The 26,675-nt window shown below is 60.9% G+C and carries 25 protein-coding genes and 1 pseudogene; 17 read left to right on the top strand and 9 right to left on the bottom strand.

Annotated elements, in window-relative coordinates; all coding sequences use genetic code 11:
* Positions 1–123 precede the first annotated feature (123 nt).
* Positions 124–573, top strand: coding sequence for a YaiI/YqxD family protein (locus tag ACY8FN_RS06335; RefSeq protein ID WP_463099504.1), 450 nt, complete (start codon positions 124–126; stop codon positions 571–573).
* 124 nt (positions 574–697) lie between these two features.
* Positions 698–1,198 (top strand): metal-dependent hydrolase, encoded by a 501-nt coding sequence (locus ACY8FN_RS06330; protein ID WP_101315848.1) that lies wholly within the window; start codon positions 698–700, stop codon positions 1,196–1,198.
* Between the two features lie 64 nt (positions 1,199–1,262).
* On the opposite strand, the gene ACY8FN_RS06325 is transcribed toward ACY8FN_RS06330, so the two are convergent.
* Complete coding sequence (locus tag ACY8FN_RS06325; protein ID WP_101315850.1) at positions 1,263–2,468, bottom strand: NupC/NupG family nucleoside CNT transporter; 1,206 nt, start codon at positions 2,466–2,468, stop codon at positions 1,263–1,265.
* Positions 2,469–3,012: 544 nt separating this feature from the next.
* On the opposite strand from ACY8FN_RS06325, the gene dbpA reads away from it, so the two are divergent.
* The 3 genes and pseudogenes from dbpA to ACY8FN_RS06310 form a co-directional block, all read left to right on the top strand.
* The gene (gene dbpA / locus ACY8FN_RS06320; RefSeq protein WP_042023073.1) at positions 3,013–4,392 is read left to right on the top strand and encodes an ATP-dependent RNA helicase DbpA; all 1,380 of its coding nucleotides are present in this window, start codon (positions 3,013–3,015) and stop codon (positions 4,390–4,392) included.
* 113 nt (positions 4,393–4,505) lie between these two features.
* Positions 4,506–4,796: a YkgJ family cysteine cluster protein gene (locus ACY8FN_RS06315; RefSeq protein WP_042023074.1), complete on the top strand. Its 291-nt coding sequence runs from the start codon at positions 4,506–4,508 to the stop codon at positions 4,794–4,796.
* Positions 4,797–4,823: 27 nt separating this feature from the next.
* Positions 4,824–4,931 (top strand): annotated as a pseudogene (locus ACY8FN_RS06310) (YkgJ family cysteine cluster protein); the annotation flags it as partial.
* Here ACY8FN_RS06310 and ACY8FN_RS06305 read toward each other — a convergent pair.
* Positions 4,918–5,340, bottom strand: a complete 423-nt coding sequence (locus tag ACY8FN_RS06305) for a hypothetical protein (protein WP_101315852.1) — start codon at positions 5,338–5,340, stop codon at positions 4,918–4,920. The pseudogene ACY8FN_RS06310 and the gene ACY8FN_RS06305 sit on opposite strands and share 14 nt — an antisense overlap.
* Before the next feature lie 274 nt (positions 5,341–5,614).
* Between ACY8FN_RS06305 and ACY8FN_RS06300 the strand changes: the two genes are divergently transcribed.
* Positions 5,615–7,009, top strand: a complete 1,395-nt coding sequence (locus ACY8FN_RS06300; RefSeq protein WP_463099503.1) for a PepSY-associated TM helix domain-containing protein — start codon at positions 5,615–5,617, stop codon at positions 7,007–7,009.
* Between the two features lie 83 nt (positions 7,010–7,092).
* On the opposite strand, the gene ACY8FN_RS06295 is transcribed toward ACY8FN_RS06300, so the two are convergent.
* Both ACY8FN_RS06295 and ACY8FN_RS06290 read right to left on the bottom strand, forming a co-directional pair.
* A complete protein-coding gene (locus ACY8FN_RS06295) occupies positions 7,093–7,308 on the bottom strand; it encodes a DUF6500 family protein (protein WP_463099502.1) in 216 nt (71 codons plus the stop codon).
* 105 nt (positions 7,309–7,413) lie between these two features.
* Complete coding sequence (locus ACY8FN_RS06290) at positions 7,414–8,319, bottom strand: 1,4-dihydroxy-2-naphthoate polyprenyltransferase (RefSeq protein WP_463099501.1); 906 nt, start codon at positions 8,317–8,319, stop codon at positions 7,414–7,416.
* Between the two features lie 239 nt (positions 8,320–8,558).
* On the opposite strand from ACY8FN_RS06290, the gene ACY8FN_RS06285 reads away from it, so the two are divergent.
* The 8 genes from ACY8FN_RS06285 to ACY8FN_RS06250 all read left to right on the top strand — a co-directional run bounded on the left by ACY8FN_RS06285 (position 8,559) and on the right by ACY8FN_RS06250 (position 19,856).
* The gene (locus ACY8FN_RS06285) at positions 8,559–9,881 is read left to right on the top strand and encodes an isochorismate synthase (RefSeq protein WP_463099500.1); all 1,323 of its coding nucleotides are present in this window, start codon (positions 8,559–8,561) and stop codon (positions 9,879–9,881) included.
* Positions 9,882–9,913: 32 nt separating this feature from the next.
* Positions 9,914–11,671 (top strand): 2-succinyl-5-enolpyruvyl-6-hydroxy-3-cyclohexene-1-carboxylic-acid synthase, encoded by a 1,758-nt coding sequence (gene menD / locus ACY8FN_RS06280; protein ID WP_463099499.1) that lies wholly within the window; start codon positions 9,914–9,916, stop codon positions 11,669–11,671.
* Positions 11,631–12,428 (top strand): 2-succinyl-6-hydroxy-2,4-cyclohexadiene-1-carboxylate synthase, encoded by a 798-nt coding sequence (gene menH / locus ACY8FN_RS06275; protein WP_463099498.1) that lies wholly within the window; start codon positions 11,631–11,633, stop codon positions 12,426–12,428. The genes menD and menH overlap by 41 nt, the downstream gene beginning before the upstream one ends.
* A 98-nt stretch (positions 12,429–12,526) precedes the next feature.
* Entirely contained in the window at positions 12,527–13,387 is an 861-nt protein-coding gene (menB, locus tag ACY8FN_RS06270; RefSeq protein WP_139729934.1) for a 1,4-dihydroxy-2-naphthoyl-CoA synthase, read from the top strand.
* A complete protein-coding gene (gene menC, locus ACY8FN_RS06265) occupies positions 13,387–14,316 on the top strand; it encodes an o-succinylbenzoate synthase (RefSeq protein ID WP_139729935.1) in 930 nt (309 codons plus the stop codon). The genes menB and menC overlap by 1 nt, the downstream gene beginning before the upstream one ends.
* Positions 14,309–15,736, top strand: a complete 1,428-nt coding sequence (locus ACY8FN_RS06260; protein ID WP_463099497.1) for an AMP-binding protein — start codon at positions 14,309–14,311, stop codon at positions 15,734–15,736. Before menC ends, ACY8FN_RS06260 begins: the two co-directional genes overlap by 8 nt.
* A gap of 219 nt (positions 15,737–15,955) precedes the next feature.
* Positions 15,956–18,715: a collagenase gene (locus ACY8FN_RS06255; RefSeq protein WP_463099496.1), complete on the top strand. Its 2,760-nt coding sequence runs from the start codon at positions 15,956–15,958 to the stop codon at positions 18,713–18,715.
* Between the two features lie 187 nt (positions 18,716–18,902).
* A complete protein-coding gene (locus ACY8FN_RS06250) occupies positions 18,903–19,856 on the top strand; it encodes a SanA/YdcF family protein (RefSeq protein WP_463099495.1) in 954 nt (317 codons plus the stop codon).
* A 105-nt stretch (positions 19,857–19,961) separates the two neighbouring features.
* On the opposite strand, the gene ACY8FN_RS06245 is transcribed toward ACY8FN_RS06250, so the two are convergent.
* From ACY8FN_RS06245 to ACY8FN_RS06235, 3 genes are all read right to left on the bottom strand, one after another.
* Positions 19,962–20,576 carry a superoxide dismutase gene (locus ACY8FN_RS06245; protein ID WP_463099494.1) on the bottom strand — a complete coding sequence of 205 codons (615 nt, stop codon included), beginning with the start codon at positions 20,574–20,576 and terminating at the stop codon, positions 19,962–19,964.
* A 17-nt stretch (positions 20,577–20,593) separates the two neighbouring features.
* The gene (locus ACY8FN_RS06240) at positions 20,594–21,073 is read right to left on the bottom strand and encodes a tetratricopeptide repeat protein (protein WP_083221069.1); all 480 of its coding nucleotides are present in this window, start codon (positions 21,071–21,073) and stop codon (positions 20,594–20,596) included.
* A 160-nt stretch (positions 21,074–21,233) separates the two neighbouring features.
* Positions 21,234–22,250: a chemotaxis protein CheV gene (locus tag ACY8FN_RS06235; RefSeq protein WP_101346163.1), complete on the bottom strand. Its 1,017-nt coding sequence runs from the start codon at positions 22,248–22,250 to the stop codon at positions 21,234–21,236.
* A 204-nt stretch (positions 22,251–22,454) separates the two neighbouring features.
* On the opposite strand from ACY8FN_RS06235, the gene ACY8FN_RS06230 reads away from it, so the two are divergent.
* On the top strand, positions 22,455–23,174 hold the full coding sequence (locus ACY8FN_RS06230) for an SDR family NAD(P)-dependent oxidoreductase (protein WP_463099493.1): 720 nt from the start codon (positions 22,455–22,457) through the stop codon (positions 23,172–23,174).
* Here ACY8FN_RS06230 and ACY8FN_RS06225 read toward each other — a convergent pair.
* Complete coding sequence (locus ACY8FN_RS06225; RefSeq protein ID WP_463099492.1) at positions 23,161–25,239, bottom strand: tRNA(Met) cytidine acetyltransferase TmcA; 2,079 nt, start codon at positions 25,237–25,239, stop codon at positions 23,161–23,163. The genes ACY8FN_RS06230 and ACY8FN_RS06225 overlap by 14 nt on opposite strands.
* A complete protein-coding gene (locus ACY8FN_RS06220) occupies positions 25,236–25,547 on the bottom strand; it encodes an HlyU family transcriptional regulator (protein WP_101323488.1) in 312 nt (103 codons plus the stop codon). The genes ACY8FN_RS06225 and ACY8FN_RS06220 overlap by 4 nt, the downstream gene beginning before the upstream one ends.
* A 137-nt stretch (positions 25,548–25,684) precedes the next feature.
* Between ACY8FN_RS06220 and ACY8FN_RS06215 the strand changes: the two genes are divergently transcribed.
* A complete protein-coding gene (locus ACY8FN_RS06215; RefSeq protein WP_162515564.1) occupies positions 25,685–25,891 on the top strand; it encodes a bacterioferritin-associated ferredoxin in 207 nt (68 codons plus the stop codon).
* 145 nt (positions 25,892–26,036) lie between these two features.
* On the top strand, positions 26,037–26,513 hold the full coding sequence (gene bfr / locus ACY8FN_RS06210) for a bacterioferritin (RefSeq protein ID WP_098970749.1): 477 nt from the start codon (positions 26,037–26,039) through the stop codon (positions 26,511–26,513).
* The last annotated feature ends 162 nt before the right edge of the window (positions 26,514–26,675 follow it).

The raw sequence follows: 26,675 nt of genomic DNA, 5'->3' as shown, positions 1-26,675 counted from the left end.
TTCATGCGCAGGCCCCAGCTTACACCAAAGCAGGAACCGACTCAGCCCCACGGCGGACAGCGGTCGCCTGTGTTACTATGCCTGCTTTCATATTCCCCCGTTTTAACCACAGGAAACCATGCCATGCCCATCTGGGTTGATGCCGATGCCTGCCCCATTCCGGTCAAGGAGATCCTCTACCGCGCCGCCCACCGCGCCCAGGTCGTCACCACGCTGGTGGCCAATCAGGGCTTGCGGGTTCCCCCCTCTCCCTATATCAAGACCCAGCAGGTGGAGAAGGGATTCGATGTGGCAGATCATGTCATCGCCCAGCAGGTGCAACTCGGCGATCTGGTGATCACCGGCGATATCCCCCTCGCCTCCTGGGTGATCGACGCCGGTGGCGAGGCGCTCAATCCCCGCGGCGAAATCTACACCCGCGAGACCATCAAAGCGCGGCTCGGGATGCGCAACTTCATGGAGGAGCTGCGTTCGGCCGGGGTGCAGACCGGCGGCCCCGCCCCCTTCAACTCTGCCGACAAGCAATGCTTCGCCAATGCCCTCGACAAGTGGTTGGTCAAAGGCAAACTATAATCAGACCCTAAAGGCGCCCTTGCTGGGTGCTTTTTCGCCGTAACATCCTGATTTTTAAAATAACAGCTGACCAACGCCAGCGGCCTGATAAGATGCGCCGCCCTTTCTCCACACAGTAACCATCATGACCGCCCAAGGGCACCTGCTCTTCTCTGTTACCTGCGCCCTGCTCGCCCACAAACTCCAGCTCACCCCGGCCCTGGCCGATGCCAGCCTGTGGCAGACCATTCCTGCCGCCTTGGCCAGCGCCCTGCTGCCCGACCTCGATCATCCCAAATCGGTGCTGGGACAACGACTGCCGTGGATCTCGAAACCCCTGTCGCGACTGTGTGGCCATCGCGGCTTCACCCACAGTCTGCTAGCGGTGGCCATCGCCATCTGGGGACTAAACCAGAGCTTGCCTGCCGGCTCTGTGCCTATCGGGGTCAAAGATGCGCTGATCGTCGGCTACCTCAGTCATCTGCTGGGGGACTGGCTCACCCCGGCGGGCATTCCGCTGCTGTGGCCCATCAAGCGCCGCTTCCGGCTGCCGGGCTGGCCGCTCAAAAGCGGTGGCCCGCTGGAAACCGGCTTTTGCACCCTCACCCTGCTGGTTGCGGGCTGGTGGTGCGGCTGGTTGATATAACACAGAGACAAAAAAGGCCCCGAACCAGAGTCCGGGGCCTGCCAGTGGTGATGCCACTAGCGGATTAGATCATGATGCCGGCGATAACCGCAGAGAGCAGGCTGACCAGGGTAGAGCCGTAAACCAGCTTCAGACCGAAGCGGGAAACCATGTTGCCCTTCTCTTCGTTCAGCGCCTTTACCGCACCGGCGATGATGCCGATGGAGCTGAAGTTGGCGAACGACACCATGAAGATGGAGAGGATACCGACGGTACGCGGCGAGAGCTCGGCAGCAACCTTGCCCAGATCCATCATGGCCACGAACTCGTTGGTTACCAGCTTGGTCGCCATGATGGAGCCCGCTTGCAGCGCTTCACCACTCGGGATCCCCAGGATCCAGGCGATTGGGTAGAAGAGGTAGCCCATCACGAACTGGAAGTTGACGCCAAACGCCATCTCGAACAGGTAGTTAACCAGCGCAATCAACGCGATAAAGCCGACCAGCATGGCCCCCACGATAACCGCAACGGTGAAACCGGCCATGATGTACTCGCCCAGCATCTCGAAGAAATTCTCTTTCTTCGGCGTATGCTGCTCGTCACCTTTGGTAATGGCTTTCAGGTCGGTCACCGAGTTATCCGGCTCGTACGGGTTGATCAGTGACAGCACGATGAAGGTACTGAACATGTTGAGCACCAGTGCCGCGACCACATAGCGTGGCTCGATCAGCTGCATGTAGGCACCGACGATGGACATGGAAACGGTAGACATCGCCGTCGCCGCCAGGGTGTACATCTGCTTCTCGTTCAGGTGCGGCAGGGTATTTTTCAGGGCGATGAAGTTCTCGGACTGGCCGACGATCATCGAGCTGATGGCATTGAAAGACTCCAGCTTACCCATGCCGTTGATCTTGGCCAGCACGGTACCGATGCCACGAATGACAATAGGCAGCAGACGGATGTACTGCAGAATCCCGATCAGCACCGAGATGAAGACGATGGGCATCAGCACCATCAGGAAGAAGGAGAAGGCCCCTTCGTTGACCAGGCCACCGAACACGAAGTCGGTACCCTGTTTGGCAAACTCCATCAACTTGGTGAAGCCAGCCGCGAAGCCCCCCACCACCGCCAGACCCACTTCAGAGTTCAGCATGAACCAGGCCAGCGCCAGTTCGACCACCAACAGTTGGCCGATATAACGCAGCTTGATCTGTTTCCAGTTGTGGCGGTTAGCCAGCAGAGAGAGAGCGAGGACCATGACCAGTCCGAGCACAAAGTGAACGTATTCCATACCTGTAGCACCTGAGTAAATTGTAATTTTTGACCGGCGCCATCATAGACATTTGCACATTTAAAAATCAGATAGCCATCACAATCCCGCTCAATAATATGCATACAGGATAATACAAACGTTTTTAAATTAATTACGCAATGAACTGATATTAATCGCACAACATGGATAACAAAAATCCATTTAAAACATCAAGTTATACAATAATGGCGCCGTTTTTATGTTTTTTAACATATTCGATCAGCATTTTCGCAACATCCCCTGTGGCGTCACGGCTGCTCGTAGAATATTTTTAAGCAATTATATTGAAATACCGAAAATGGAAAACGTTTATCCGCAATAAATAATTAGATGGGTGTTTGAAAAATAGTCCTTATCGCATTTTCAGTTATTGCCCGCGCTCTGTTTGGCAACAAATGAACCCTGCATGCTCGCCCCATGGTCAACCGTTCAAATTTCCGCCACATCCACTGCCACATTCTGGTATGATGCGCGGCCTTAGCGCTCGCGCGCATCCCCGTTTTCTTCGAAATAGAGTCTTTTTGTGAACAACAGCGAATTTAGCAGCCTCAATCTCTCCCCCGCCCTGCAAGAGAACCTCATCAGCCTGGGTTATCTGCAGATGACACCGATCCAGGCCCAGAGTCTGCCCCTGGTGCTCGATGGCAAAGACCTGATCGCCAAGGCTAAAACCGGTAGCGGCAAGACCGCCGCCTTCGGTCTGGGCCTGCTGGCCCAGCTCAACGTCCATCGTCTCGAAGTGCAGGCGCTGGTGCTCTGTCCGACTCGCGAACTGGCAGATCAGGTCGCGCAGGAGATCCGTCGGCTGGCCCGCGCCCTGCCCAACGTCAAGCTGGTGACCCTGTGCGGCGGCACCCAGACTGCGCCCCAATCGGCCACCTTGGGCTTTGGCGCCCACATCGCCGTCGGTACCCCGGGCCGCATCCTCAAGCATCTGGAGCAAGGCACCCTGGAGTTGTCTGGCCTTAAAACTCTGGTGCTGGACGAAGCAGATCGCATGCTGGATATGGGCTTTGGCGAAGAGATCAACCGGGTCATCAGCTATGCACCCCAACAGCGCCAGACCCTGCTGTTCTCCGCTACCTACCCGGAAGGGATCGCCCAGATGAGCCGCGGTGTGCAGCGCAATCCGGTTGAGGTGAGTGTCGAGTCTCTCCATGAAGGGAGCGCCATCGAACAGAAGCTCTATGAAGTGCCATTTGGCGAGCGCCTCGACGCCCTCACCTGGTTGCTGAGCCACTATCAGCCAGCCTCCTGCGTGGTGTTCTGCAACACCAAGCGCGCCTGTAACGACGTGGCTGACCATCTGGCCGCCAAGGGTTTCTCGGCGCTGGCACTGAACGGCGATCTGGAACAGCGCGAGCGGGATCAGGTACTGGTGCGCTTTGCCAACGGCAGTGCCACCATTCTGGTGGCCACCGACGTGGCAGCCCGCGGCCTCGACATCAAAGAGCTGGGCGCCGTCATCAACTACGAGCTGACCTATGACCCGGAGATCCATGTCCATCGCATCGGTCGTACCGGTCGTGCTGGCCAGCAGGGTCTGGCCCTGAGCCTCTATCAGCCGAACGAAGCCCAGCGCGTCAACTTCATCGAAGAGTACCAGCAAGCCCCGATGCCGCAGGGCGACCTCGCGCTGATTGGCCGTGATATCAAGCCGATTGCGCCACAGATGGTGACCCTCTCCATCGATGCGGGCCGCAAAACCAAGGTGCGGGCCGGTGACATTCTGGGTGCCCTGACCGGTGAAGGCGGCATTGCCGGCGCCGATGTCGGCAAGATCCAGATCTCCGAGCAGTACTCCTACGTCGCGGTCAAATGTAGTGTGGCGAGTGCCGCCCTCAAGCGGCTGCAAGAAGGCAAAATCAAGGGGCGCACCTACCGCGCCCGCAAACTGGGCTAAACCTGAGGATGGGTAGCCTGGCTGCCCGACTCACGGTTGACCGCAATACGGGCGCCTTTGCAGGCGCCTGTTTTTTATCAAAAATGTGCTATTCCATGGCATGGACAACATAGATGAACCAACAAACCCCAGTCGAGGTCAGCTGCCAGAATTGCGAGGCCTGCTGCTGTCGCCTTGAAGTGATGCTGTTTACTGATACCGGCGTGCCGGATCGCTACGTCGATGATATCGAAGGTCAGGTGCCGGTGATGCACCGGCTGGAAGATGGCTGGTGTGCCGCGCTAGATCGCAACACTATGATGTGCCGCATTTATGAAGTACGGCCGCTGATCTGCCGTGAATTCGAGATGGGTGAGCCCGACTGTGTGGATGAACGGGACAAGTGGTTTATCACGCTGGCGTGACCCGGGCGCTCGATCGCACTCCCCGCCATGATGTGCAGCATCTACGAGGTGCGACCGCTGATCTGCCGTGAATTCGAGATGGGTGAGCCCGACTGTGTGGATGAGCGGGACAAGTGGTTTATCAACTTGGCGTAAGCCCTGCCACTGTGATATCGCAGGGATCCGTGGTGAGCTGCTGTTCCAGCCAGTGGATCGCTGCCGCCTCCTGTTCGAAATAACGCACCGCCCTGAATGGCAGATCCCTGAAGAGGTTATCTGCCAGATAGCGTTTGAAACCACCCTCTAGCACCACCGCCAGAAACCGGCAGCCACTGCTGGCGCACCAACCAAACTGGCGACGAAAACGGGCCAGCACCTCGGGTCCGGCAGCTTCGAACTCGGTCGCTACCTCCACGATCCCCCAAGGCAGGCCGACCAGCTCGACCAATTCCTCGCAAAAGTCAGCCTCATAGGCCATGGCGCCTGCCAGATTAAAGGCGCCATTTGGCCGGCAGATCAGCATCTGCCCCCGGCGCACCATCTCGAATTGCCCATGTGGCTGCATCCCTGCTCCCTTGCGCTGCAACTGCCTGCAAATTGTTATCATAAGGTAATAATTTATAAAGAAAAGTCCAGTGAAAAACCTTTACCGATGAAGACCGGACGCCTCATCTGGCTAGCCACTAACGCCTTCTCATACCTTCATACTGTCACCATTCCGTACCGGATCAGCCTCAACAAAATGTGTGATTGCAGTTAATAAAAAGTTACTGCTATTATCCGCGCCGCCACAAACATTCCACCAGCCGAAAGGTTTGGCACACCAACAAGGATGCGCAATGAAAAACAGGGACTCGAGTCATTACCAACGGATCTGGCGCTGGCACTTCTACGCCGGTCTCTTTGTCGCCCCTTTCCTGATCCTGCTGTCACTGACCGGGATCGTCTACCTGTTCAAACCCCAGCTCGATAACCTGATGTACCCCGAGCTGATGAAGGTCGCCCCCGCCAGCCAGACCCTGAGTGCCGACCAGCTGCTGGCCAAGGCGATGATGACCATGCCCGATGCCAGCCTGCGTAAATACCTGCCCCCTGCCGCTCCCGATCAGAGCGCCCAGTTCATCATCAATCGGGGCGAACAGGAACTGACCCTGTTTATGGATCCCGCCAGCGGCGCCCTGCTCGGCACCATGGACAACAAGTGGAATCTGCAAGCGGTGGCCCGCTCCCTGCACGCCGACCTGCTGCTCGGCACCACGGGGGATCGGCTGATCGAACTGGCGGCAGGCTGGGGGCTGGTGCTGCTGCTAAGCGGTCTCTACCTCTGGTGGCCACGCAAGGGGCCCGGGGTGGGCGGCATCCTCTGGCCCAGAATAAGCCTGCGCGGACGGCTCTGGTGGCGAGATCTGCATGCAGTGGTCGGCTTCTGGGGTGCCGGTTTCCTGCTGCTGTTGCTGCTGAGCGGCATGACCTGGACCGGTTTCTGGGGCGATCAGTTTGCCGCGGTCTGGAACCGCTTCCCCGCCGCCATGTGGAACGAGGTGCCCAAATCGGCGCCGCTGGCCCGCAGCCTGAATCAGGCTCATGAGCAGACCGTCCCCTGGGCGGTGGAAAACACCCCCATGCCCAGCTCGCAGCCAGCTAACAAAGATCACGATCACGGCGCCATGAACCACGGCGAGCATGAGGGAATGGTGATGGCGAGCCAGCGTATTGCGCTGCAACAGGTGGTCGAGACCGCCAGTGAACGGGGAGTCAAACCGGGTTACAGCATCACCCCGCCGGTGGGTGACACCGGCGTCTACACCATAGCCCTGTTTGCCGACGATCCGCGCAACGACGCCACCCTGCATATCGATCAATACAGCGGCAAGGTGCTGGCCGATGTGCGCTGGCAGGATTACGGCCCGGTCGCCAAGACGGTGGAGAGCGGCGTCATGCTGCACATGGGCAAGCTCTACGGCTGGCCCCATCAGCTCGCCATGCTGATCATCTGCCTGATGGTGCTGGCCAGCGCCGTGAGCGGCCTGTGGATCTGGTGGTGCCGCCGTCCGCAGGGACGTCTCGCCGCGCCGCCGCTGCCCGCAACACTCCCGCCGATGCGCGGTGCCATCGCCCTGCTGATCCTGCTGGGGATCGCCTTCCCGCTGGTGGGTGCCTCTATGGTTGCCATCTGGCTGCTGGATACCCTGATCTTCTCTCGCCGCACCCTCAAGGTGGCGCGCGCCAGCTAGTCGATAGCAGCATCCACCACCAACACAGAGGGCTCCCGCGTGGGAGCCCTCTGTGTTTTATTGCGTTTCATTGCAACCGGCTTTCACTCCTGCTCGACCAGCAGGAGAATTTTCTTGGCCTTCTCGAAGTGATCGAGCTTGTGGATCTGGATCCACCAGGTGGCCGCCTCCATCAGCAAATCGGGATCGTCATTGCGATTGGCAAAGAAGGCATAAAAAGAGAGCCCGACCGTCTCCCCCTTCTGAGCGATTTTTTGCTGGCAGACCTGAATAATTTTCTGTTTGAGTGATGCCCGCATGGTGGTGCTCCTATCTGACAGATTAAGTGCCAACACGTCTTGTCGCCACACAAAAGGGCTCCCACCTCGGGAGCCCGTTTCACATAACCACAAGCAGCCAGCTCATCAAGAGAGCGCCAAGCCGATGGAGAGCAGCAGGCTGAACAGAAACGCGCTGATGGCGGTCTTCTTGAGGGCGCCAGTCAACACCTCACCATCAAAGCTCTCGCGCAGGGTCTTGGCCGCATCGCTGAGGGGCTTCATGGCAGGCAGGAAGATCCACGGCCAGAAGCTGGCGGGCTGGGTCAGGATAAAGGCGATGGTTGTTAACAGCGCCGCCCCCAGCAGCACCCAGTGATAGGCGATGGCGCGGTTGCGGCCAAGGCGCACCGCCAGGGTGATCTTGCCGCAGGCGGCGTCGGTCTCGATATCCCGCACATTGTTGATATTGAGCACGGCGGTGGCCAGCAGGCCACAGGCGGTGGCAGGCAACAGCAGATCCCACTCCAGCGTCTTGGTGAAGAGGTAGTAGGAGCCGAGCACCCCCAGCAGACCGAAGAACAGAAACACCGAAATATCGCCGAACCCGCGATAGCCGTAAGGGGTCTTGCCCACGGTATAGGTCACCGCCGCGACGATGGCTGCTCCACCCAGCACCACAAATGCCAGGATCTGCAGCCACTGACCACCGAAGGCGCAACCCAGCAGCAGCAGGCCGCTGGCCACCGCCGCCAGCGCGGTGAGCGCCATCGCTACCCGCATCTGCTTTTGGGTAATAAGGCCGGAGACCACGGCGCGCTGCGGGCCAATCCGATCGCCATTGTCGGCGCCGGAGACCGCATCGCCGTAATCGTTAGCCAGATTGGAGAGGATCTGCAGCAGAATGGCGGTCAGCAGCGAGAGCACCATGATGGTGCCATCGAAGGCACCACGACTGGCAGCCAGTCCCGCGCCCAGCAGGATGGAAGAGCAGGCCAGTGGCAGTGTTCGCAAACGCGCCGCCAGCAACCAAACAGAGAAGGTATTTGTCATATTGTGATGGCCAAACAATCGGATATTGATCGTGTTAAGGGTTATCGAACCGGATTTGGGTATACTTGGCCCCAGAGAGTGAAACACCCTCGGGCGATTTACATGGACGAATGGACGGATAATATATAGGAAATCCTCGCCCTTTGGCATAAACCCACTGAAACCTACATAAAGATCGGTGCAACCCGGCACCCATCACTGCAGGATCAGTCGTTACTATCCGGCTCAGAAAAGAATCCATGTTGGCTCAGACCCATATCAAGCAACAACTGGACGCCCTGCGTCACAGCAACGTCAGCGGCTTCGTACGGTTGCGAGTGGCGATCGAAATCCGCTCCTTTCTGGGCTGGCTCGCGGCGCAAACCCTCTATCCCCGCATCTACTGGCAGGCCCGTGGCCAGGATCGTCCAGAATATGTCGCGTTGGGCGCGATCCATGAGCTGACCGAGCCACACGCCATCAAACGGGTGTGCGCCAACGCGGCCAGCCAGCATCACGACGATAGCCCCCGCTACTATGGCGGACTGGCGTTCGATCCGGCCCAATCAGGCTGGCAAGGGTTTGGCCCCTGCCGTTTCGTGCTGCCCCGCATCGAGCTGGTGCGCCGTGGCGAGTGCGTCAGCCTCTGCCTCAACCTCTGGCTGGATGACGACAACCTCGCGGCCGAACTGCAGGCGGCCGAAGCGGCCCTCGATGCCCTGCGCCCGGAAGCCCCGCTGCCCGCCCTGCAAAAGCAACCCTGGCAGCGACAGGATTGCCCCGGCCCCGCCCAGTGGCAGACGCTGGTGAAGCGGGTCACCGCCCCCGATTTTCAGGCGCACACCCCCAAGGTGGTGCTGTCGCGGGAGAGCGTGCTGACCAGTCCGAACCATGATGCAGATATCAATCCCTGGGCCATGCTCGACCAGTGGGCCCGCCACGCGCAGGACTGCTTCCACTTCGGTTTTCAATTCTCCCCCGAGCAGGCCTTTATCGCCTGCTCCCCCGAGCGGCTCTACCGCCGGGAAGGGAGCCACCTCTTTACCGAGGCGCTGGCGGGCACTATCCGCCGCTCCGGCGATGAAGAGGTTGATGCCCAACTGGCCGCCGAGCTGCTGGCCGACAACAAGAACCGGCTGGAGAACCGGCTGGTGCACGCCGACATCCTCAGCCGTCTAGCACCGCTGGCCCACGATGCCACCCTGACCGAGCCGCGCATTCTCAAACTGCGGCTGCTGCAACACCTCAAGTGCGATATCGAAGCCGAGCTCAAGCCCGGCGTCTGCGACTGGCAGCTGCTCGACGCCCTCCACCCCACTCCAGCGGTGGGCGGTGCGCCGCGCGAGGCGGCACTGGCGTTCATTCGTGAGTTCGAGCCCTATGATCGGGGCTGGTACGCTGGTGCCTGCGGCATGCTGAGCCGGGAGACCTCCGAGTTCTCGGTCGCCATTCGCAGCGCCCGCATTCAGCCGGGCAGCGTCACCCTGTTTGCCGGTGCCGGCATTGTCGCCGGTTCCGAGCCTGTCGCCGAGTGGGCCGAACTCGACAACAAGATCGCCAATGTGCTCTCCCTGCTGGGATAGTCATTTACCCTTTTCAACCCGCGAGAGCCCCTATGCCGACCCATCAAGAGCCTGCCAGCGAAGAGTTTGCCAGCTCCCCGTTTTCGAGCCAGCACGCCACCTTCAACCACGTCTGGTCCTCCCTCTTGCTGGAGGAGCTCTTTCGCCTCGGGGTACGCGACATCGCGCTGGCCCCCGGCTCCCGCTCCGCGCCGCTGACCATGGCGGCCGCGGCGCATCAAGGCTTTCGCCGTCACCTGCACTTTGACGAGCGCGGTCTCGGCTTTATGGCGCTGGGGCTGGCCAAGGGGAGCAACCGGCCGGTGGCGGTGATCATGACCTCCGGCACCGCAGTGGCCAACCTCTGGCCCGCCGTGGCAGAAGCCCAGCTCACCGGCGTGCCGCTGATTATTCTCTCCGCCGATCGCCCTCACGAGCTTATCGACAACGGCGCCAATCAGGCGATCGACCAGCAGGGGATCTTCGGCCGCTACCCCGTCTATCAGCAGAACCTGCCGAGCCCCACCCCGACCATTCCGGCGGCGTTTGTACTGAGCTCGGTGGATCAGGCGCTGGCCAAACAGGCGCTCACCCCCGGGGTGGTGCACTTCAACTGCATGTACCCCGAGCCCCTCTATCCGGGCGAGCACTATCAGGATTTCTCCGACTATCTGGCCCCCCTCGGCGACTGGCTCGGCTCGCACAAGCCATGGAGCCCGTGGCAGCAAAACGAGCCGAGCAGCCCACCTCAGGCGGAGTGGGAAACCTTTCGCCAACAGCGCGGCATTATTGTCGCCGGCAGGATCACTGACCCCGAACAGGCACAGGTGGTCGTCGAACTGGCAGAGCAACTCGGCTGGCCGTTGCTGGCGGATCTGCAGAGCCAGATCCGCTTCGATAGCCGCAACCTCATCCATATGGATATGGCGCTCAACGACCCTGAATTCGTCGCCGAGCTGGGCCGCGCCGAGGTGCTGCTGCAATTTGGCGCGCGGCTTCTCTCCAAGCGGCTTGGCCAGTTCATCAAGCACCATTCATGGCAGGATTACTGGCTGGTGGATCCGCAACCGGCGCGGCTCGATCCCGACTACCGGCTGCGCAACCGGCTGCTCTGTAGTGCCAGCGCCTTTGCTGCGGCCCATCCGGTCACCACACAAGCCCCTTGGCACACATTGGCCGAGCTGCAACACAACGCCAGCCAGCAGATCGCCGCTGCCTGCGAGCACTTCTCGGAACTCGGGGTCTGCCATCGCCTAAACCGCCTGATCGAAGGGCAACTGTTTGTCGGCAACAGCATGCCGGCCCGACTGATGGATATGCTCGGCGAAACGGGCAAGGGGCCGAGCCGGGTGATGACCAACCGCGGCGCCTCCGGCATCGATGGCCTGATCGCCACCGCCTACGGGTTTGCCCAATCGGTCGAACCAGGCAGCAATGAGCCCACCACCCTGCTGCTTGGGGATCTCAGCGCCCTGCACGATCTCAACAGCCTTGCCCTGCTCAGCAAGGCGAGCCGACCGCTGGTGGTGCTCCTGCTCAACAACGATGGCGGCAGCATCTTCCGCATGTTGCCGGTGCCCACCGAAGGGGAGCTGCTGGAGAGCTACTACCGGCTGCCCCACGGCCTCAGTTTTGCACATGCCGCCGCCATGTTTGGCCTCAGCTATCGCGCGCCGACCACTCTGGCCGAGTTCGAACGCGATTACCGCGCCGCCCTCAAAGATGGCATTACCTTGATCGAGATCCGGGTACCGAGCGAGCAGGTAGCCGATGATCTCAAGGCGCTGGGGGCCGCCATCCGTGGCAAATAAGGATGCCAAGGTGCCGCTGGTGCTGCTGCACGGCCTGCTGGGGGAGAGCGGCGACTGGCAGCCGGTGATCGACCGGCTGCCCGCCATCCACTGCATTGCCCTCGATCTGCCGGGTCACGGCAGCCATAGCGCTCTGAGCGTCGATGGTTTTGAACAGAGCCACCAATGGCTTATGGATGAGCTGGCCAGCCGCAACATTGAACGCTATCTGCTGGCGGGTTACTCGCTGGGGGGGCGACTGGCCCTCTATCACGCCAGCCGCGAGCCCGCCGGACTGCGGGGGCTGCTGCTGGAGAACTGCCACCCGGGGCTACCGGCCAGTGAACGGGCCGCCCGCATCCAGCACGATGAACAGTGGGCCCAGCGCTTCGAGCGCGAGCCCCTGGCCGAGGTGCTGGCAGACTGGTACCGGCAAGGGGTGTTTGCTGATCTCGACGAGGCAGCCCGCGCTCGCCAGATCGCCAAACGCCTTGGCAATAACGGCAGCGCCATCGCCGCCATGCTGCGTGCCACCTCGCTCGGCAAGCAGCCGGATCTCGCCTCTTGGCTCATGCAGTGCCAGTTGCCGGTCACTTATGTGAGCGGCAAGCAGGATCACAAATTCCATCAGCTGGCTTGCCAGCTGGCGAACCAACATCGCAAAATCAACCACTTGGTGCTGGATGGCGGCCATAACCTGCACGCCCATCAGCCTGAACCCTTTGCCCGACTCCTCGCGGAGTGGGTCAACCAACAAGAAGAGACGAGTCATGATTGAAGCAATGACAGAAGCGGAACTGTACGCACCCGTTCCGCATGCCGGAATTGTTCAACTCGGTGCTCAACTGCACTCTCCCAGATCAGAAGGAAAAAACCATGATTGAGGCAATGACGGAAGCTGAACTGTACGCTCCTGTTGAATGGCAGGATTGCTCCGCCGGTTACGAGGACATCCTCTATCACAAGTCCGGCGATGGCATTGCCAAGATCACCATCAACCGTCCCCAGGTTCGCAACGCCTTCCGTCCCCGCACCGTCAAAGAGATGCTGCAGGCGCTGGCCGATGCCCGTTATGACGACCATATCGGCACCATCATCCTCACCGGTTTTGGCGAGAAAGCCTTCTGCGCTGGCGGCGACCAGAAGATCCGTGGCGACTACGGTGGATACCGCGATGACGAGGGGACTCACCACCTCAACGTGCTCGACTTCCAGCGCGACATCCGCACCTGCCCGAAACCTGTGGTCGCCATGGTGGCCGGTTACGCCGTCGGTGGCGGCCACGTGCTGCACATGATGTGTGACCTGACCATCGCCGCCGATAACGCCCAGTTTGGCCAGACCGGCCCGAAAGTCGGCTCCTTCGACGGCGGTTGGGGTGCTTCCTACATGGCCCGCATCGTCGGCCAGAAGAAAGCCCGCGAAATCTGGTTCCTCTGCCGCATGTACGATGCTAGCCAAGCCCTCGACATGGGTCTGGTCAACACAGTCGTGCCGTTGGCCGAACTGGAGCGCGAAACCGTGCGCTGGTGCCGCGAAATGCTGCAAAACAGCCCGATGGCGCTGCGCTGCCTGAAAGCGGCCCTCAACGCTGACTGTGATGGTCAGGCGGGCTTGCAGGAGCTGGCTGGCAATGCCACCATGCTGTTCTACATGACCGAAGAGGGTCAGGAAGGCCGCAACGCCTTCAACGAAAAGCGTCGCCCCGACTTCTCCAAATACAAGCGGAACCCCTGATGACACTAGCCCTGTATCGCTATCAACTGCCTTTTACCCAGCCACTGACCTTTCACGGCAAGGTGGAGGTGGCGCGAGAGGGGCTATTGGTGCGCATCAACGACGGCTGGGGAGAAATTGCCCCCCTGCCCGGCTTCTCAAAAGAGAGCCTGCAACAGGCAGAGGCGGAAGCCCTTGCCACGCTGGCGGCCCTGGCCGCTGGCGACACCCCGAACCCCGTGCTGCCGTCGGTGCAATTTGGCCTCGACTGCGCACGCCGGAAATGGCCCGAGCAGCGCAACCCGCTGCCGGAGCCCTATCCCCTCATTCAAGGCTCCCCCCAGGAGCTGCTGCGTAACTGGAAAGCCTGGCTGCACCGCACCCCCAACAAGGCCAAGCTGAAGGTGGCACGCTACCCGATGCGTGACGAGCTGGCGCTGATCCGCCTGCTGTGCGATCGCCTCCCCTCCCTCAAGCTGGTGCTGGATGCCAACCAGGGCTGGACCCGCGAGGAGGCGTGGACCTTCTGCGGGCATCTCGACCCGAACCGCATCGAGTATCTGGAAGACCCCTGCGCCGATTTTGCCGACATCGCCTTTGTCGCCAACCGCACCGGCATGCCAGTGGCGCTGGACGAGCTGCTGGCGCAAGGCAAGCCGTGGGAGCCGATCCCGCAACTGCGCGCGCTGGTGCTCAAACCCACCCTGCTCGGATCCTTGGCCAACTGCGAAGCGCTGATCGCCCGCGCCCACGAACTGCGGCTCAAGGTGATCATCTCCTCCTGCTTCGAATCAGATCTGGGCCTGAACCAGCTCTTTCATCTGGCAGGCGAGTGGGCACCGGAACAGGCGCCGGGGCTGGATACCCGCCGCTGGATGGCAGGCAATCTGCTGGGGGAAGATGGCAAACCGGATCTGAGCCGACTGGAGCAACTGTATTACTGTGATTGACCCCTCCCGCTCATCCGAACAGACGCCTTGCCCGGTACGCCACCGGGCAATCACCACCCCGGACCGCATTGCCATCCACGCAGCCTCCTCCCTCAGTTACCGCCAGCTCGATGCCCACCTCAACAGCCTGTGCCAGCAGTTGGAACGTGCCGGGGTGCACCGTGGCGCTCATCTGGCGGCGGTGGTGCGCGGTGCGCAGGAAGATGTGCTGCTGGCCTGGGCCTGCGTGCGCAGCGGCGTGGTGTTCTGCCCGCTCAATCCCGCCTTTCCCGTTGAAAAACAACGCGAGCTGGCGGTGCAACTCGATGCCGATGCCTTCTGGTCGGCAGGGGATATCCCGGCAGGCAACTGGCAACCCTTGCAGCTCGACTTCGCGCGCGAGCTGCCAGCAAGCGAGGAAGCGTGGCCGCTTGAATCGACCCAGCTCAACAACATGATCCTCACCTCCGGCTCCAGCGGCACGCCGAAAGCGGTGGTGCACCGGCTGTGCAACCACCTTGCCTCGGCGCGCGGCTCTGCCACCCTCATTCCCCTCGATGAGGAGTGCGGCTGGCTGCTCTCCCTGCCGCTGTTCCATGTCGGCGGCTACGCCATCCTGTTTCGGGTCTTTCTGGCGGGCGCCACGCTGGTGCTGGATCAGCGTGAGCGGCCCCTCAAAGAGCGGCTGGAGTGCCAGCCCATCACTCACCTCTCGTTGGTACCGACCCAACTCTGGCGCCTGCTGGCAGAGGGCTTTGACCCCGCTCGCACCCGCCTGCGCGAACTGCTGCTCGGTGGCGCCGCCATTCCGCAACCGCTGGTGAGTCGCCTCTGCGCCATGGGGCTCGAACCCAAGGTGAGCTATGGCCTCTCCGAGATGGGCAGCCAGGTCTGCACCGCTGTGCCCGGTGATGCGGGCGTGGTTGGCAAACCGCTGCCGGGGCGGGAGGTGTGCATCAGGGAGCAGGAGATCTGCGTGCGCGGCGCCACCCTGTTTGCCGGTTACTACCGAGATGGCATGCTGGATCTGCCCCTCGATGGCGAAGGCTGGTTTCATACCCGCGACAAGGGGCGGTTCAGTGCGGCAGGGGAACTGCTGGTGGAGGGGCGACTCGACAACCTCTTTATCTCGGGCGGGGAGAATATCCAACCCGAGACCATAGAGCAGCGACTGGTGGATCATCCCGCCGTGGCCCAGGCGCTGGTAGTGCCGGTGCCGAGCGATGAGTGGGGGCAACGCCCCGCCGCCTTTATCGACTGGCACGGCGAACCGGTTCCCTACCCCGAGCTGGCAGCCTGGATCCGCAGCACCCTGCCCGGCTTTATGGTGCCCGACCAGTGGCACCCCTGGCCCGATCTCGGCGGCAATCTCAAGCCCTCCCGCCAACAGTTGGGCAAGGTTGCCCGACAGCAGACCACCTTGTCACAACAAGCTGAATGAGATCAGACTCACAATTTCCCGATCTTCTCTGAAAACAAAAAAAGAAACATGTGAGTCCTCGCTACGGCGCCAACCCACGATAATTCGATCAGATTCAAAAGCACATCATCTTATTGATTCATTTGATTTTTAACTGGCAATTGATATCCCTTTGGAACCAGTTAGATTGCCTTGCGATTACTCGCAAGACAATACACAAACAACAACAAAGGGATAAAAATGAACCGTTCGGGTACCGGGTGGCTGCTGCTGGCAGGCCCACTGCTTTTGGCTACATCTTCGGCGCAAGCCAACTACTCCCCCAATGACTGGCGACAGTATCAGCTGACTGGCGAATCGAGCCAACAACTGGCCGCTCGCATCACCGAGATCACCTACGAACTCAAGGCGCGCAGCAGCAGCGCGCCCTACCAGCAGCTTAGGGTCTACCGCCGCTTCGACTGGCAGAGCAGCGAGCTCGGTGCACTGGCCGAGCAGCAGTGTGGCGAGCCGCAGCTCAAGGTGGATGCAGGCTGGCAGATCCGCTTCGTGCGCTGTGAAGATCGGATACCGGCGGGCAAGCTTATTCCCGCCAGCAGTTATGACTTCGGCTATGGCCTCAAGCAGGGTCGCTGGGAGCAGCTGGGGGGCACGCCGACCGCCCAACGGCAGGATCGTCTGCCGCTGCCGCAAGCCATCATTCTTGGTCAGAGTGAAAGGGAGCTGGATCGCTGCGAACTCAACGCGCAAGGCCGCTGCGCAGAGCCCGAGTGGCACTATCAGCCGCAGGATTGGCAGCAGTTGCAGGTACTTGAAGAGACACCCAGCGAGCGGGATGGCCGACTGGAGCAGATCTTCTTCCGCTTGCAGCCGGTGGCAGCCAGCCAGGCTGCCGCTCAGGTCAGCGAGCTCCACGTCTGGCGCCGCTATCAGTGGCAGCTGGATCAACTGACCCCGCAGCAGGAGTGTGATGAGCCGCAGGAGCGCAAGGAGGGGAGCAACACCATCCGCTATCGCATCTGCCGTCAGGTGATCCCCGCAGGCAGCGAGGTTCAGGTAACGCTGCAAGATAGCGGCTACCAATACCCGATCGCGGGCGGCGAATGGCAGCCCCTGCCAGAGAGCAAAGAGTGGCAGGAGAGCCGGGTGCTCAATCGCCCCATAGTGCTAGCCAGCAAGGAGGAGCAACTGGAGTGCCGCCGTGCCAACGGTCGTCTCTGCTCCGAGCCAGAGCAGCCCGATGTGGATCTGCTCGATAGCGATGCCGCCAAACTGGTGGCTGACGTGAGCGGCCAGAACAGTCCTGCCTGGCAGGCGGATTATGGCCACGATGACGCCAAGCTGATGGCGGTGGTGCGCGGCATGCGTGCCCTGCTGACGGCCAACCAGCCGACCCATCCGGCGATGGACAAGCTGCTCTACTACGTGCGTGCCCACAACTACCACGGCGGCGTTGGCAAGGAGAGTGATCAGGTCGCCCGAGCGCTTGCCGGGGTGATGATTGATCTGCTCAACCACCCCCTGCTACTGGGAGCCGAACCGCAGGATCAGGCAGGCACAGTGCTGGAAGCCTGGAGCGTGGCGGCGCAGGGACAGCTTGGCCAAACCGCCTTCCGCCAGAGTGCCGCCCCCATGCTGGCCCAGCTCAACCAGGCGCTCGGCTATGCGGTGCAACATGCGGTGCAAATCAATGGTCACAAACCCTGGGCTGATGGCCTGTTCGAGCTGCTCAATCTGGTCGATCAGAGCGCCTCTTATGGTCAGCAGGCCGACTTCAGCGCGGCGGTGCTGCAACAGGAGGCGGCATTGCGCCAGAACCTGCTGCAACTGGGCCTGAGTGAACTGGCCCTCTGGCAACAGCGCGATGGCTCACGGGATCTGTTTATCTTCAACAACATCCTCGATGCCCATAGCCGTCTCTACCAGATGATGCGCTATCTCCATCACACCAGCCCGGATGAGGCTATCGCCTATCGCCAACAGCTGGATCGCGATGTCATCACCATCATGCGCCAGCAGGGGCTGATCCCGGGTGGCCAGCATCCGGCGGCCATGCTGGAAGAGGTCTCCCTGACCCTCTCCAGCTACTACCTCACCTACACGGAACGCACCAGTGAAGCCTGCGTCAGCGGCGAATTCGCCGGGCTCTGCACCCCGATCCGCATGGAAGATATCCTGTCGTTCGAGCACACCTGCTCGCCCACCCTGCGCCTGCGCGCTCAGGATCTGACCCAGGCTCAGGCCGAGGGGATCTGCCGTGAACTGGGTGACGAGGAGCAACGCTTCCACCAGCTGATGGAAACTGGCGAGCAACCGGTGGCCGATGATCACAACGAGGCGCTGGAGCTGGTGATCTTCAACTCCTCTGCCGACTGGGGCCGCTACGGCAGCGCGCTGTTTGGCGTCTCCACCGACAACGGTGGTATCTATATCGAGGGGGATCCGGCTCGCCCCGGCAATCAGGCGCGCTTCTTTGCCTATGAAGCGGAGTGGAAGCGCCCGGCCTTCCAGGTGTGGAACCTGCGCCACGAGTACGTTCACTATCTGGATGGCCGCTTTAACCAGTACGGCAGCTTCGGCCACTATCCGCTCAATCGCACCACCTGGTGGTCAGAGGGGATTGCAGAGTACATCGCCCACGGTCAGTGCTTTGCCCGGGGTCTGGATAACGTGGCAAACCGGCCCACCAACCAGCGCCCGACACTGACGGCGATCCTCCATCTCGATTACGAGCAGGGGGGCGAGATGGTCTACTCCTGGTCCTATACCGTGCACCGCTTCCTTAACGACACCGGTCGCGGCGCCAGCTGGCTGACGCTGGCACAGGCGCTGCGCAATCAAGATCAAAAGCAGGCGATGAGCGACTTCGAAGGGGAGCTGGACAGGCTGATCGCCAACGACAGCGACGCCTATCAGGCGTGGCTGAGCCGGGATCTGCTGCCATGGTGGCAAGCCAACAAGGAGTCTGACCTCTGCAAGGGCAATGATTCGGCCCACTGACCCATCATAACGACGCGAGGGGCAGCCACGGCTGCTCCTCTTTTTTTCCGGCGTAGTAGCCAGCCCATTTGATGCGGCAACCTCTGCCCGCAAGAGCGCTACCCACTCATCAAGCCTGACGCCAGCGGCCGAGTTGTAATAGAATGGCGATAGCCACTCCTCACCTCAGATCCTGACCGCACCGCGCATGAAGAAGTTTGCCAAAATCCTCCTCGCCTGCCTTGTTTTGCTGCTGGCACTGATTGCTTCGCTGCTGGCCTATAGCGAGTGGATCGTTTCGGATGCCCGTCACTACACCTACGATCAGGTGGAGCAGGTGCCCTACAACCGGGTTGCGGTGGTGCTGGGTACCTCCAAATATCTCTCCGGTGGTGGCCCCAATCACTATTTCAAGCACAGGATCAAGGCGGCGGCCGAACTCTACAACGATGCCAAGGTGGACTTCATCATCGTATCCGGTGACAACGCCACCGTGCAGTACAACGAGCCGCGCCAGATGCGGCGTGCCCTGATCAAGGCGGGCATCCCCGCCTCTGCCATCTATATGGATTTCGCCGGATTCCGCACTCTCGACTCAGTGGTGCGAGCCAAGGAGGTGTTCGGTCAGGATCGTTTTACCGTGGTCTCCCAGGGCTTTCATAACGAACGCGCCATTTTTATCGCCCGTCATTTCGGTATCGACGCGGTCGGCTTCAATGCCGAAGACCCCAGCGCCTATCAGGGGATCCGCACCCGGGTACGGGAAGTCTTTGCCCGCCTGATGGGGCTGCTCGATCTCTATGTACTGGACAAGGGGCCCAAGTTTCTCGGGGAGCCGGTGCCCATCGGTCTGCCTGTGCCTTGTAAATCTCTGAGCACCATCGGCAGCCTGCAACCCTGCCTCAAACAGCCCAAACCTGCCGTGGCTGAGATCAAGCCAACGGCGGTATCCGCAGTTGCAGTCACTGAACCGGTCACTCCCGCTGTATCAGCAACGGCAGCCACTGAGCAGGCCCCGCCAGTTGAATCAGCAGCGGCAACGACTGAACCGGTCACCCCCATCAAACCAGCGGTTGAAGCCGCCGCCAAGCCCCCCACTGCGACCTTGCCAACAGTGCCGGTGACGCCCTCCGCCGCCAGCGCCAGCGTGCCCGCCCAATAACAAGACAAACGACCCGCCAGTTGGCGGGTCGTTTGGTATTGCATGCACTGCTGATTGTGGCTGCGGTCTTGTACCGCTCAATACCACATCTCTATTGCGGCCAGATCAGCCTCGCGCCGCCTGATAGCGACGGGCCACCTCGGCCCAATCCACCACCTGATAGAAAGCCGCGATGTAATCCGGACGCTTGTTCTGGTACTTGAGGTAGTAGGCATGCTCCCACACATCCAGCCCCAGGATCGGGGTATGGCCATGCATCAGGGGGCTATCCTGATTGGCACTGCTCTCCACCTGCAATCGGCCCGCCTGGTCCACCACCAGCCAGGCCCAGCCGCTGCCAAAGCGACTCAGGGCCGCCTGAGTGAAGGCCTGCTTGAAGGCATCGAATCCCCCCAACTCCCGCTCGATGGCCAGCGCCAGTTCGCCACTTGGCTCACCACCACCCTGCGGGCTCATTACCAGCCAGAACAGAGAGTGGTTGGCATGGCCGCCGCCGTGGTTACGCACCGCCCCCTGCAGCGTGGTGGGCAGGGTAGCGAAGCGGCGCAGCAGATCCTCAACCGGCAGTGCAGCCAGCTCCGGCGTGCTTTCCAGCACGGCGTTGAGGTTGTTGATATAGGTCTGGTGGTGACGGCTGTGGTGGATCTCCATGGTCAAGGCATCGATATGGGGTTCCAGTGCGTCATAGGCATAGTTCAGGGCTGGCAAGGTATGGCTCATGATTACCTCTGGTCGGATTAATGGAGTCGGGATGAAGATTCGCTCTGGCACAGACATTGGCCAAGCGAGCAGATGATCGCGGCATTGCTGCCGTGGCGCTGAACGAACGTCAGCAACTCGGCACGAGTGGTGCGGGTGTGGCGCAAGGCTGCCTCCCGCAAACGGGGTGAGGTCGCGGGAGAGTGACAGGTTGCCAGCAGGCAGTCGTGGACATAGCAGAGCTGGTCGGCAGCGCGATCAGGCAGGGTCATGGCCACCAGCAGATCCGCCAGATTGTGATGGGCCACCACCAGTGCCGCCACCGCCTCATCGGCATCGTGCCACCGGGCCAGTTGCTGGCGTGCCAGCCAAAGCGCTTGCTGATAATGGGCCAACGCCTGATGGTATTCGCCACAGTCAAACAGCCGGTTGCCCTCTCTGGTCTGCTGCTTCCAGTGAGTCATGCTGCTGCCACCTTCGGTCGACCCGACCCATCCTTTCACCCAGGTTGCTGTCATATCCGCCACACCAACAAATGATAATAGTTATCATTACATAGCTTGTATCCGGGAAACAAGAGAGAATCACATCACGGCTCGCGGCCAAAACAGAACGGCCACTCCCTGGCAGGGAGTGGCCGTTTGATCCGCCCGATCAGTCAATGGCCAGAATGGCTGGTCAGATATTGTTGGCAGGGGAGGGAGGAGCAATCCCCAACAGCATATGATCCATCATCCCCACCATGCGGCCAATCTCAGGCTTGGTAATGGTATCGTTGGCACCCAGTTGCAGCGCTTTCTGACGGTTATCATCGCTCATCAGGGAGGAGAACATCACGATGGGCATCTCCTTGTAGGAGGGGGTATCGCGCAGTCTTTTGAGCAGGTGCATGCCATCCATCCGCGGCATCTCCACATCGGTGATCACCGCGTTGACGAAACCAGACACCGGCATCCTCTCCTCCTGGGCCAGACGGTCGAAATCCGTCAGCATCTCCAACCCTTCCCCCCCATCCTTGGCCGTTATCACGTTGAAGCCAGCGGTACGCAGGGTGGTCTCGATCATCTTGCGGATAAAGGCCGAGTCGTCCACCACCAGAATGGTCTTGCCCTGACGCAGTGCCATCATACGATCGTCGATGAGCACCTTACGATCCTGGGTAACGTCGTACTTCTCCATGCTGAGCTCGGGATTGATGTCGGCGATGATCTTCTCGAAATCGAGGATCATGATGAGGTTGCCATCACGCCTGACCACCGCCACCACGCAGTCATTTTCCCCCGCCTCCAGAAACTGGCTGGGGGACTCCACATCCTCCCAGGAGACCCGATGAATCCTGCTGACGCTGTCGATCAGAAAGCCGTTGGCCATCTTGTTGAAGTCGGTGACGATCACCACCTTGTGACTAGGATCCGGGTTGGTCTTGATACCAAGCCAACCGGCCAGATCCACCAGCGGGATCAGGCGCTCCCGCAGGGAGAACACCCCCACCATATGGCGCTGGGCATTGGGGTAATCGGTGGTATCCGGCACCCGGATCACCTCGCGCACCTTGGCGACGTTGATCCCGTAATAGGCGATCTTCTCTCGCCCGTCCGGCAACAGCTTCTTGAGGTGAAACTCGATGATCTCGAGCTCGTTGGTCCCGCTCTCGGTCAGGATGGATTTACGCTCTTCCCCGTCTTTGGACATCATGGTGACTCTCATTCTGGTTGCGCGGGCAGCACACCGCTGCGGTTTTCTCTCAGTATAGGAATGGATCCGCCCAGACCGGAGAGATCCGCACAACTTAGCCTTGATAGCTACTTGATCCCGCGAGCAAAAAGGAACGTAACAGCGATGGAGAGTACAAAAATGCGATGGTGAAGGTCATCACCTCAATCGAAACAGGAGCAGAATATGGCGCAAAGCGTGGTTGTGATTGGAGCTGGGGGTGGCATAGGACAGGCTCTGGTGACGCAATGGCTGGCCACCGGAGCCAATAAGGTCATTGGCATCAGTCGTCAGCAAGCCCCTGTCGGGTTTGCTAATCCCCGCCTACATTGGCTCTGTTGTGACTACAGTGACCAGCAGATTAGCCACTGCGTCGCTCAAATTGTCGCCCTGGCCCCCAACTTGCGTCATCTGGTGATCTGCAACGGCATCCTGCATCAGGGGGAGATCCAGCCAGAGAAGCGGCTCGAAGCACTCAATCTCGATGCCATGACCCACCTCTACCAGACCAACGCCTTGTTGCCACTACGCTGGATCAGCCAGTTGTTACCGCTGTTTGGCCGTGAGCCCTGCACCCTGGCCGTACTCAGTGCCCGGGTCGGCAGCATAGGCGACAACCGCGCTGGCGGCTGGTATGGCTATCGCGCCTCCAAGGCCGCCCTCAATATGCTGCTCAAGTGTGCCGCCATCGAGTTGGCCCGGCGGGCCCCCGGGGTCAAATTGCTGGCCTTTCATCCCGGCACCACTGATACCCCGCTCTCCCGTCCGTTTCACGCCAATGTACCGGCGGGAAACGTGCAAACTCCCGAGCAGGTAGCCAGCCATCTGGTGCAGCTGATGAACCGGCTACAACCGGATGGTGAGCTCAGCTTTCTCGACTGGCAAGGTAAACCTATCGAGTGGTAGGGGAACCCAACAAACGCGCCAGCAGCGCCCGCAACCCCTTGATCACGGCGGGTTTGCCCGCCAGCTGCAACCTCGCGGCCAGCGTTCCCCAATCGGCATATTGCCAGATGGTGGCGATCAGCAGCTGGCGCTCGGCAGGGGTGAGCGAAGCCAGCACAGCCAAATGACGCGCCAGCCACAGCTGCAAGCTGGATTGGCACAGCTCAAACGGCTTGTGGTGCAAGGCGAAGCATTCGATCTCATCGCGCTCGAACTCGCCAAGCTCAGGTGCAGTGACGGTACTGCCTTGCAGACATTGCCATACCAGCTCGGGATCCAACGCTTTTAACTCGCCCGCCAGCAGGGTCGGCAGCTGGCGTGCGAATCTCTGCTGCCACTGGGCCAGTTCGGGCTCATGCTCGGGTTTGAGCGCCTTTAGCAGCAAGGCAGCGTGGCAGCCGCTGGCGGCATCCCGCTGCAGGCCGATACGCAATACCACTAGTCCCGCCTTGCACCAGAAGGGGAGCAGATCGGCGCTGGCCGAAAAGGCAGAACCAAGATAGTCGATGCCCGCCTGGCGATAGTGTTCTTCCAGCCTGCCAAGCAGCAGCGAACCCAGCCCGTGGCGATGCAGCTCGGGATGGATGGCGATGCGCATCACCCGGGCATAACTGCGCGCCCCTGCCGTTTTGAAACCGGCGTGGGCCAGCAGCGACTGGGGCAGCAGATGGCCGCGCGGGCGGCGGCGCCCGGCCCAGATCGCCTCGGCCAGCTCGGGTTCTATCCCTCCTTCCCGCGCCACCAGCGCAACCCCCAACAGGCTCGCATCCTGCTCCAGCAGATGGATGTCGAGATCCGGGCTCTCCAGCAGGGATCTGAGATCGCCCGGCGTGGTCTGGTAGTGAGCCAGCACCAGCAAGCCGAACAGCTGGTTGAGCAGCGACTCGTCGCTCGCCAGCGCCTGCTGACTGATCTGACGCCAGCGCGGGCTGGTCGGCGGTAAGGGCGCTGCCACTTCGGCATCGAGCCCCAGCAGGCGGAAGATCAGCGGCTCCAGCGGATCGTGCTCACCCCAGCGAATGGGTTCGCCCAAGTGGATCTCCTGCCACTGCGGAGTCTGGCTATCGAGCACCCGCTTGAAGCGCAGGTGAAAACCACGTCCCGTCCCTTCGTAACCGTGCTCGGTAGTGGCAAACACGATGCGGCTGTGGCGGGCCAGCATCGCCTCAAGCAGCGGGGTCGGAATGGCGGCCGCTTCATCCACCAGCAGCAGGTCGGGTTGCAGCGCCTCGTGCACCAGCCGATCCGGCGAGCAGTAGCTCAGCCCCGTCAGCTGTTCCGGCTTATGTTCCGGCGTAGTATCGAGACCACGAGCGGCGTGGGCAAACAAGGTCGCTACCGTCGCCTGCGAGGGGGCCGTCACCACTATGTTCAGCCCGGGCTGCTGGCGCAGCAGCTCGGCGGCAGCCAGCCCCAGCAGCGCACTCTTGCCACGACCGCGATCCGCACTCAGCACCAGCGGACGACGGCGATGGCCGTGCAATACCTTGTGAATGGCGGGCAGCGCCCGAACCTGATCACTGCTCAGCCTGTGCTCGGGCCCAATCGGTTGCCACGGCTGCGGACAAACCGGCGGAGCCAGTGACAGGGCAAGATCCCCCGCCAGCAGCCGCACCAGCCGGGCGATAAAGCCGTGACCCGCTCGGCTCGCCTCCTCCGGCTGAGCCACCAGTCTGATCCGGTCGGGATCCGGCCATGCGGGCCAGATCTCTCTGGGCGGGGTCAGCAGCAACAGCAAGCCACCGGCGCGCAGAGTGCCCGCCAGCGCCCCGAAGGCGTCGGGGTGAAAACCACTGAATGTATTGAACACCAGCGTGTCGCACTCCTGACCGAGCCGCTGCAGCGCCTTGGCGGCGGGTTGCGGGGCATAACACTCAGGCCCCGCGCCCAGCCAAAAGATGCGCTCGCCGAGCAGGGTTTGGGCACGGACAATGCAGTCGGCCTCCTCCCCCTCCAGCCAGATCAGGCGCCGCTCACCGGCGCAGGCCAGCGCCTCGCGCAGCCGGTTGACCTCTGCTTGAGTCATGAAGCCGCGCTGTCAGCCGGTTTGCGGGGTTCGAACATGCGATCCCCCATCTGATCGATAAAGGTGTGGGCCTTCTGCACCATGAAATGCTCGGCATCGGCCGGATTGGCAAACAGATCCGAGCGGATAAAGCGGTGAGTCTGCAGCACCCCATCCAGCTCTTTGGTAATGCGGCCCGCCAGCCTGTACTGACCCCCTTCCGCCATCGGCTCGGGATAGATGAGATAGCCGGCATATTCGGTCGGTGTAACGTCCGCCACCTTGGCCGACTCGCCGCCGAACAGGGCACTGAACAGTTTTTTGAGCATGGTGATCTCCTCTGGTTGCCAGCATTGTCCCCAAGGGGTTGCACAGTGGCAAGCAAGGGATCTTATTACCAATGGTTATTTGCATCACGAACCATTCTCATTTAGATTTCACCCAACTCCAGCATGAGGTAAATCCTATGTACGTCTGTTTGTGCCGCGGCATCACAGATACCCAAATCCGCAAGGCGGTGCAGTCAGGTAAAAGCGAGTTCCGCCAGCTCAAGCAGTCGCTCGAGGTGGGCGCCCAGTGTGGCAAGTGTGTGCGCATGACCATGGAGATCATCGCCGCCGAGCTCGATAAGATGGAGCAGGAGCAACCCGTGCTCTACTACCAAGTGGCCTGACCCAGACCACTCCTTTCTGACCCGACCCGCCAACAGGGTTGGCCCTTCCACTCGGGCGAGCTGGCTCGCCAGATCTCTTATTGTCACTTTTCTCGACTAAGCTCTAACGATCTAAGCCTCAGGCACGAACCAAGGAGCAGAGCCGATGAAAGGAGATCCCAAGATCATTGCCCACCTCAACAAGGTGCTGGCCAATGAACTGATTGCCATCAACCAATACTTCCTGCACGCCCGCATCTACGATGACTGGGGCCTCAAGGCGCTCGGGCACAAGGAGTACCACGAGTCCATCGATGAGATGAAACACGCCGATGAACTGGTCAAACGGGTGTTGTTTCTCGAAGGGCTGCCCAACTTGCAGGATCTGGGCAAGCTGCGCATCGGTGAATCCGTAGAGGAGATGCTGCGCTGCGATCTGTTGCTGGAGATGGATGCCATCCCCGACCTGAAAGTGGCCATCGCCTACGCCGAGTCGGTACAGGACTACATCAGCCGCGACCTGTTCCAGAAGATCCTGGAGGATGAGGAGGAGCATGTGGACTGGCTGGAAACCCAGCTCGACCTTATCGATCGCATCGGGCTGGAGAACTACCAGCAGGCGCAACTGCACCACGGCTCCTGAGCCAACAGGCTAGCAAGCAGCGAGACCCGCCAGCGCGGGTCTCTTCATTTAGGCCGCCTATTTGGGCCGCGATAGCCCGAAAACTTTTCGACAGGATCACAGTTAATACGCCCGAGACAACATCCGTCATGGCTTTCGATTAGGATACGGCTCTCTGCCAAT

Source organism: Aeromonas sp. 160P (genome assembly GCF_055193095.1).
Note: the sequence above shows the minus strand (reverse complement) of the source record. Positions and strands in the feature narration are given on the sequence as shown.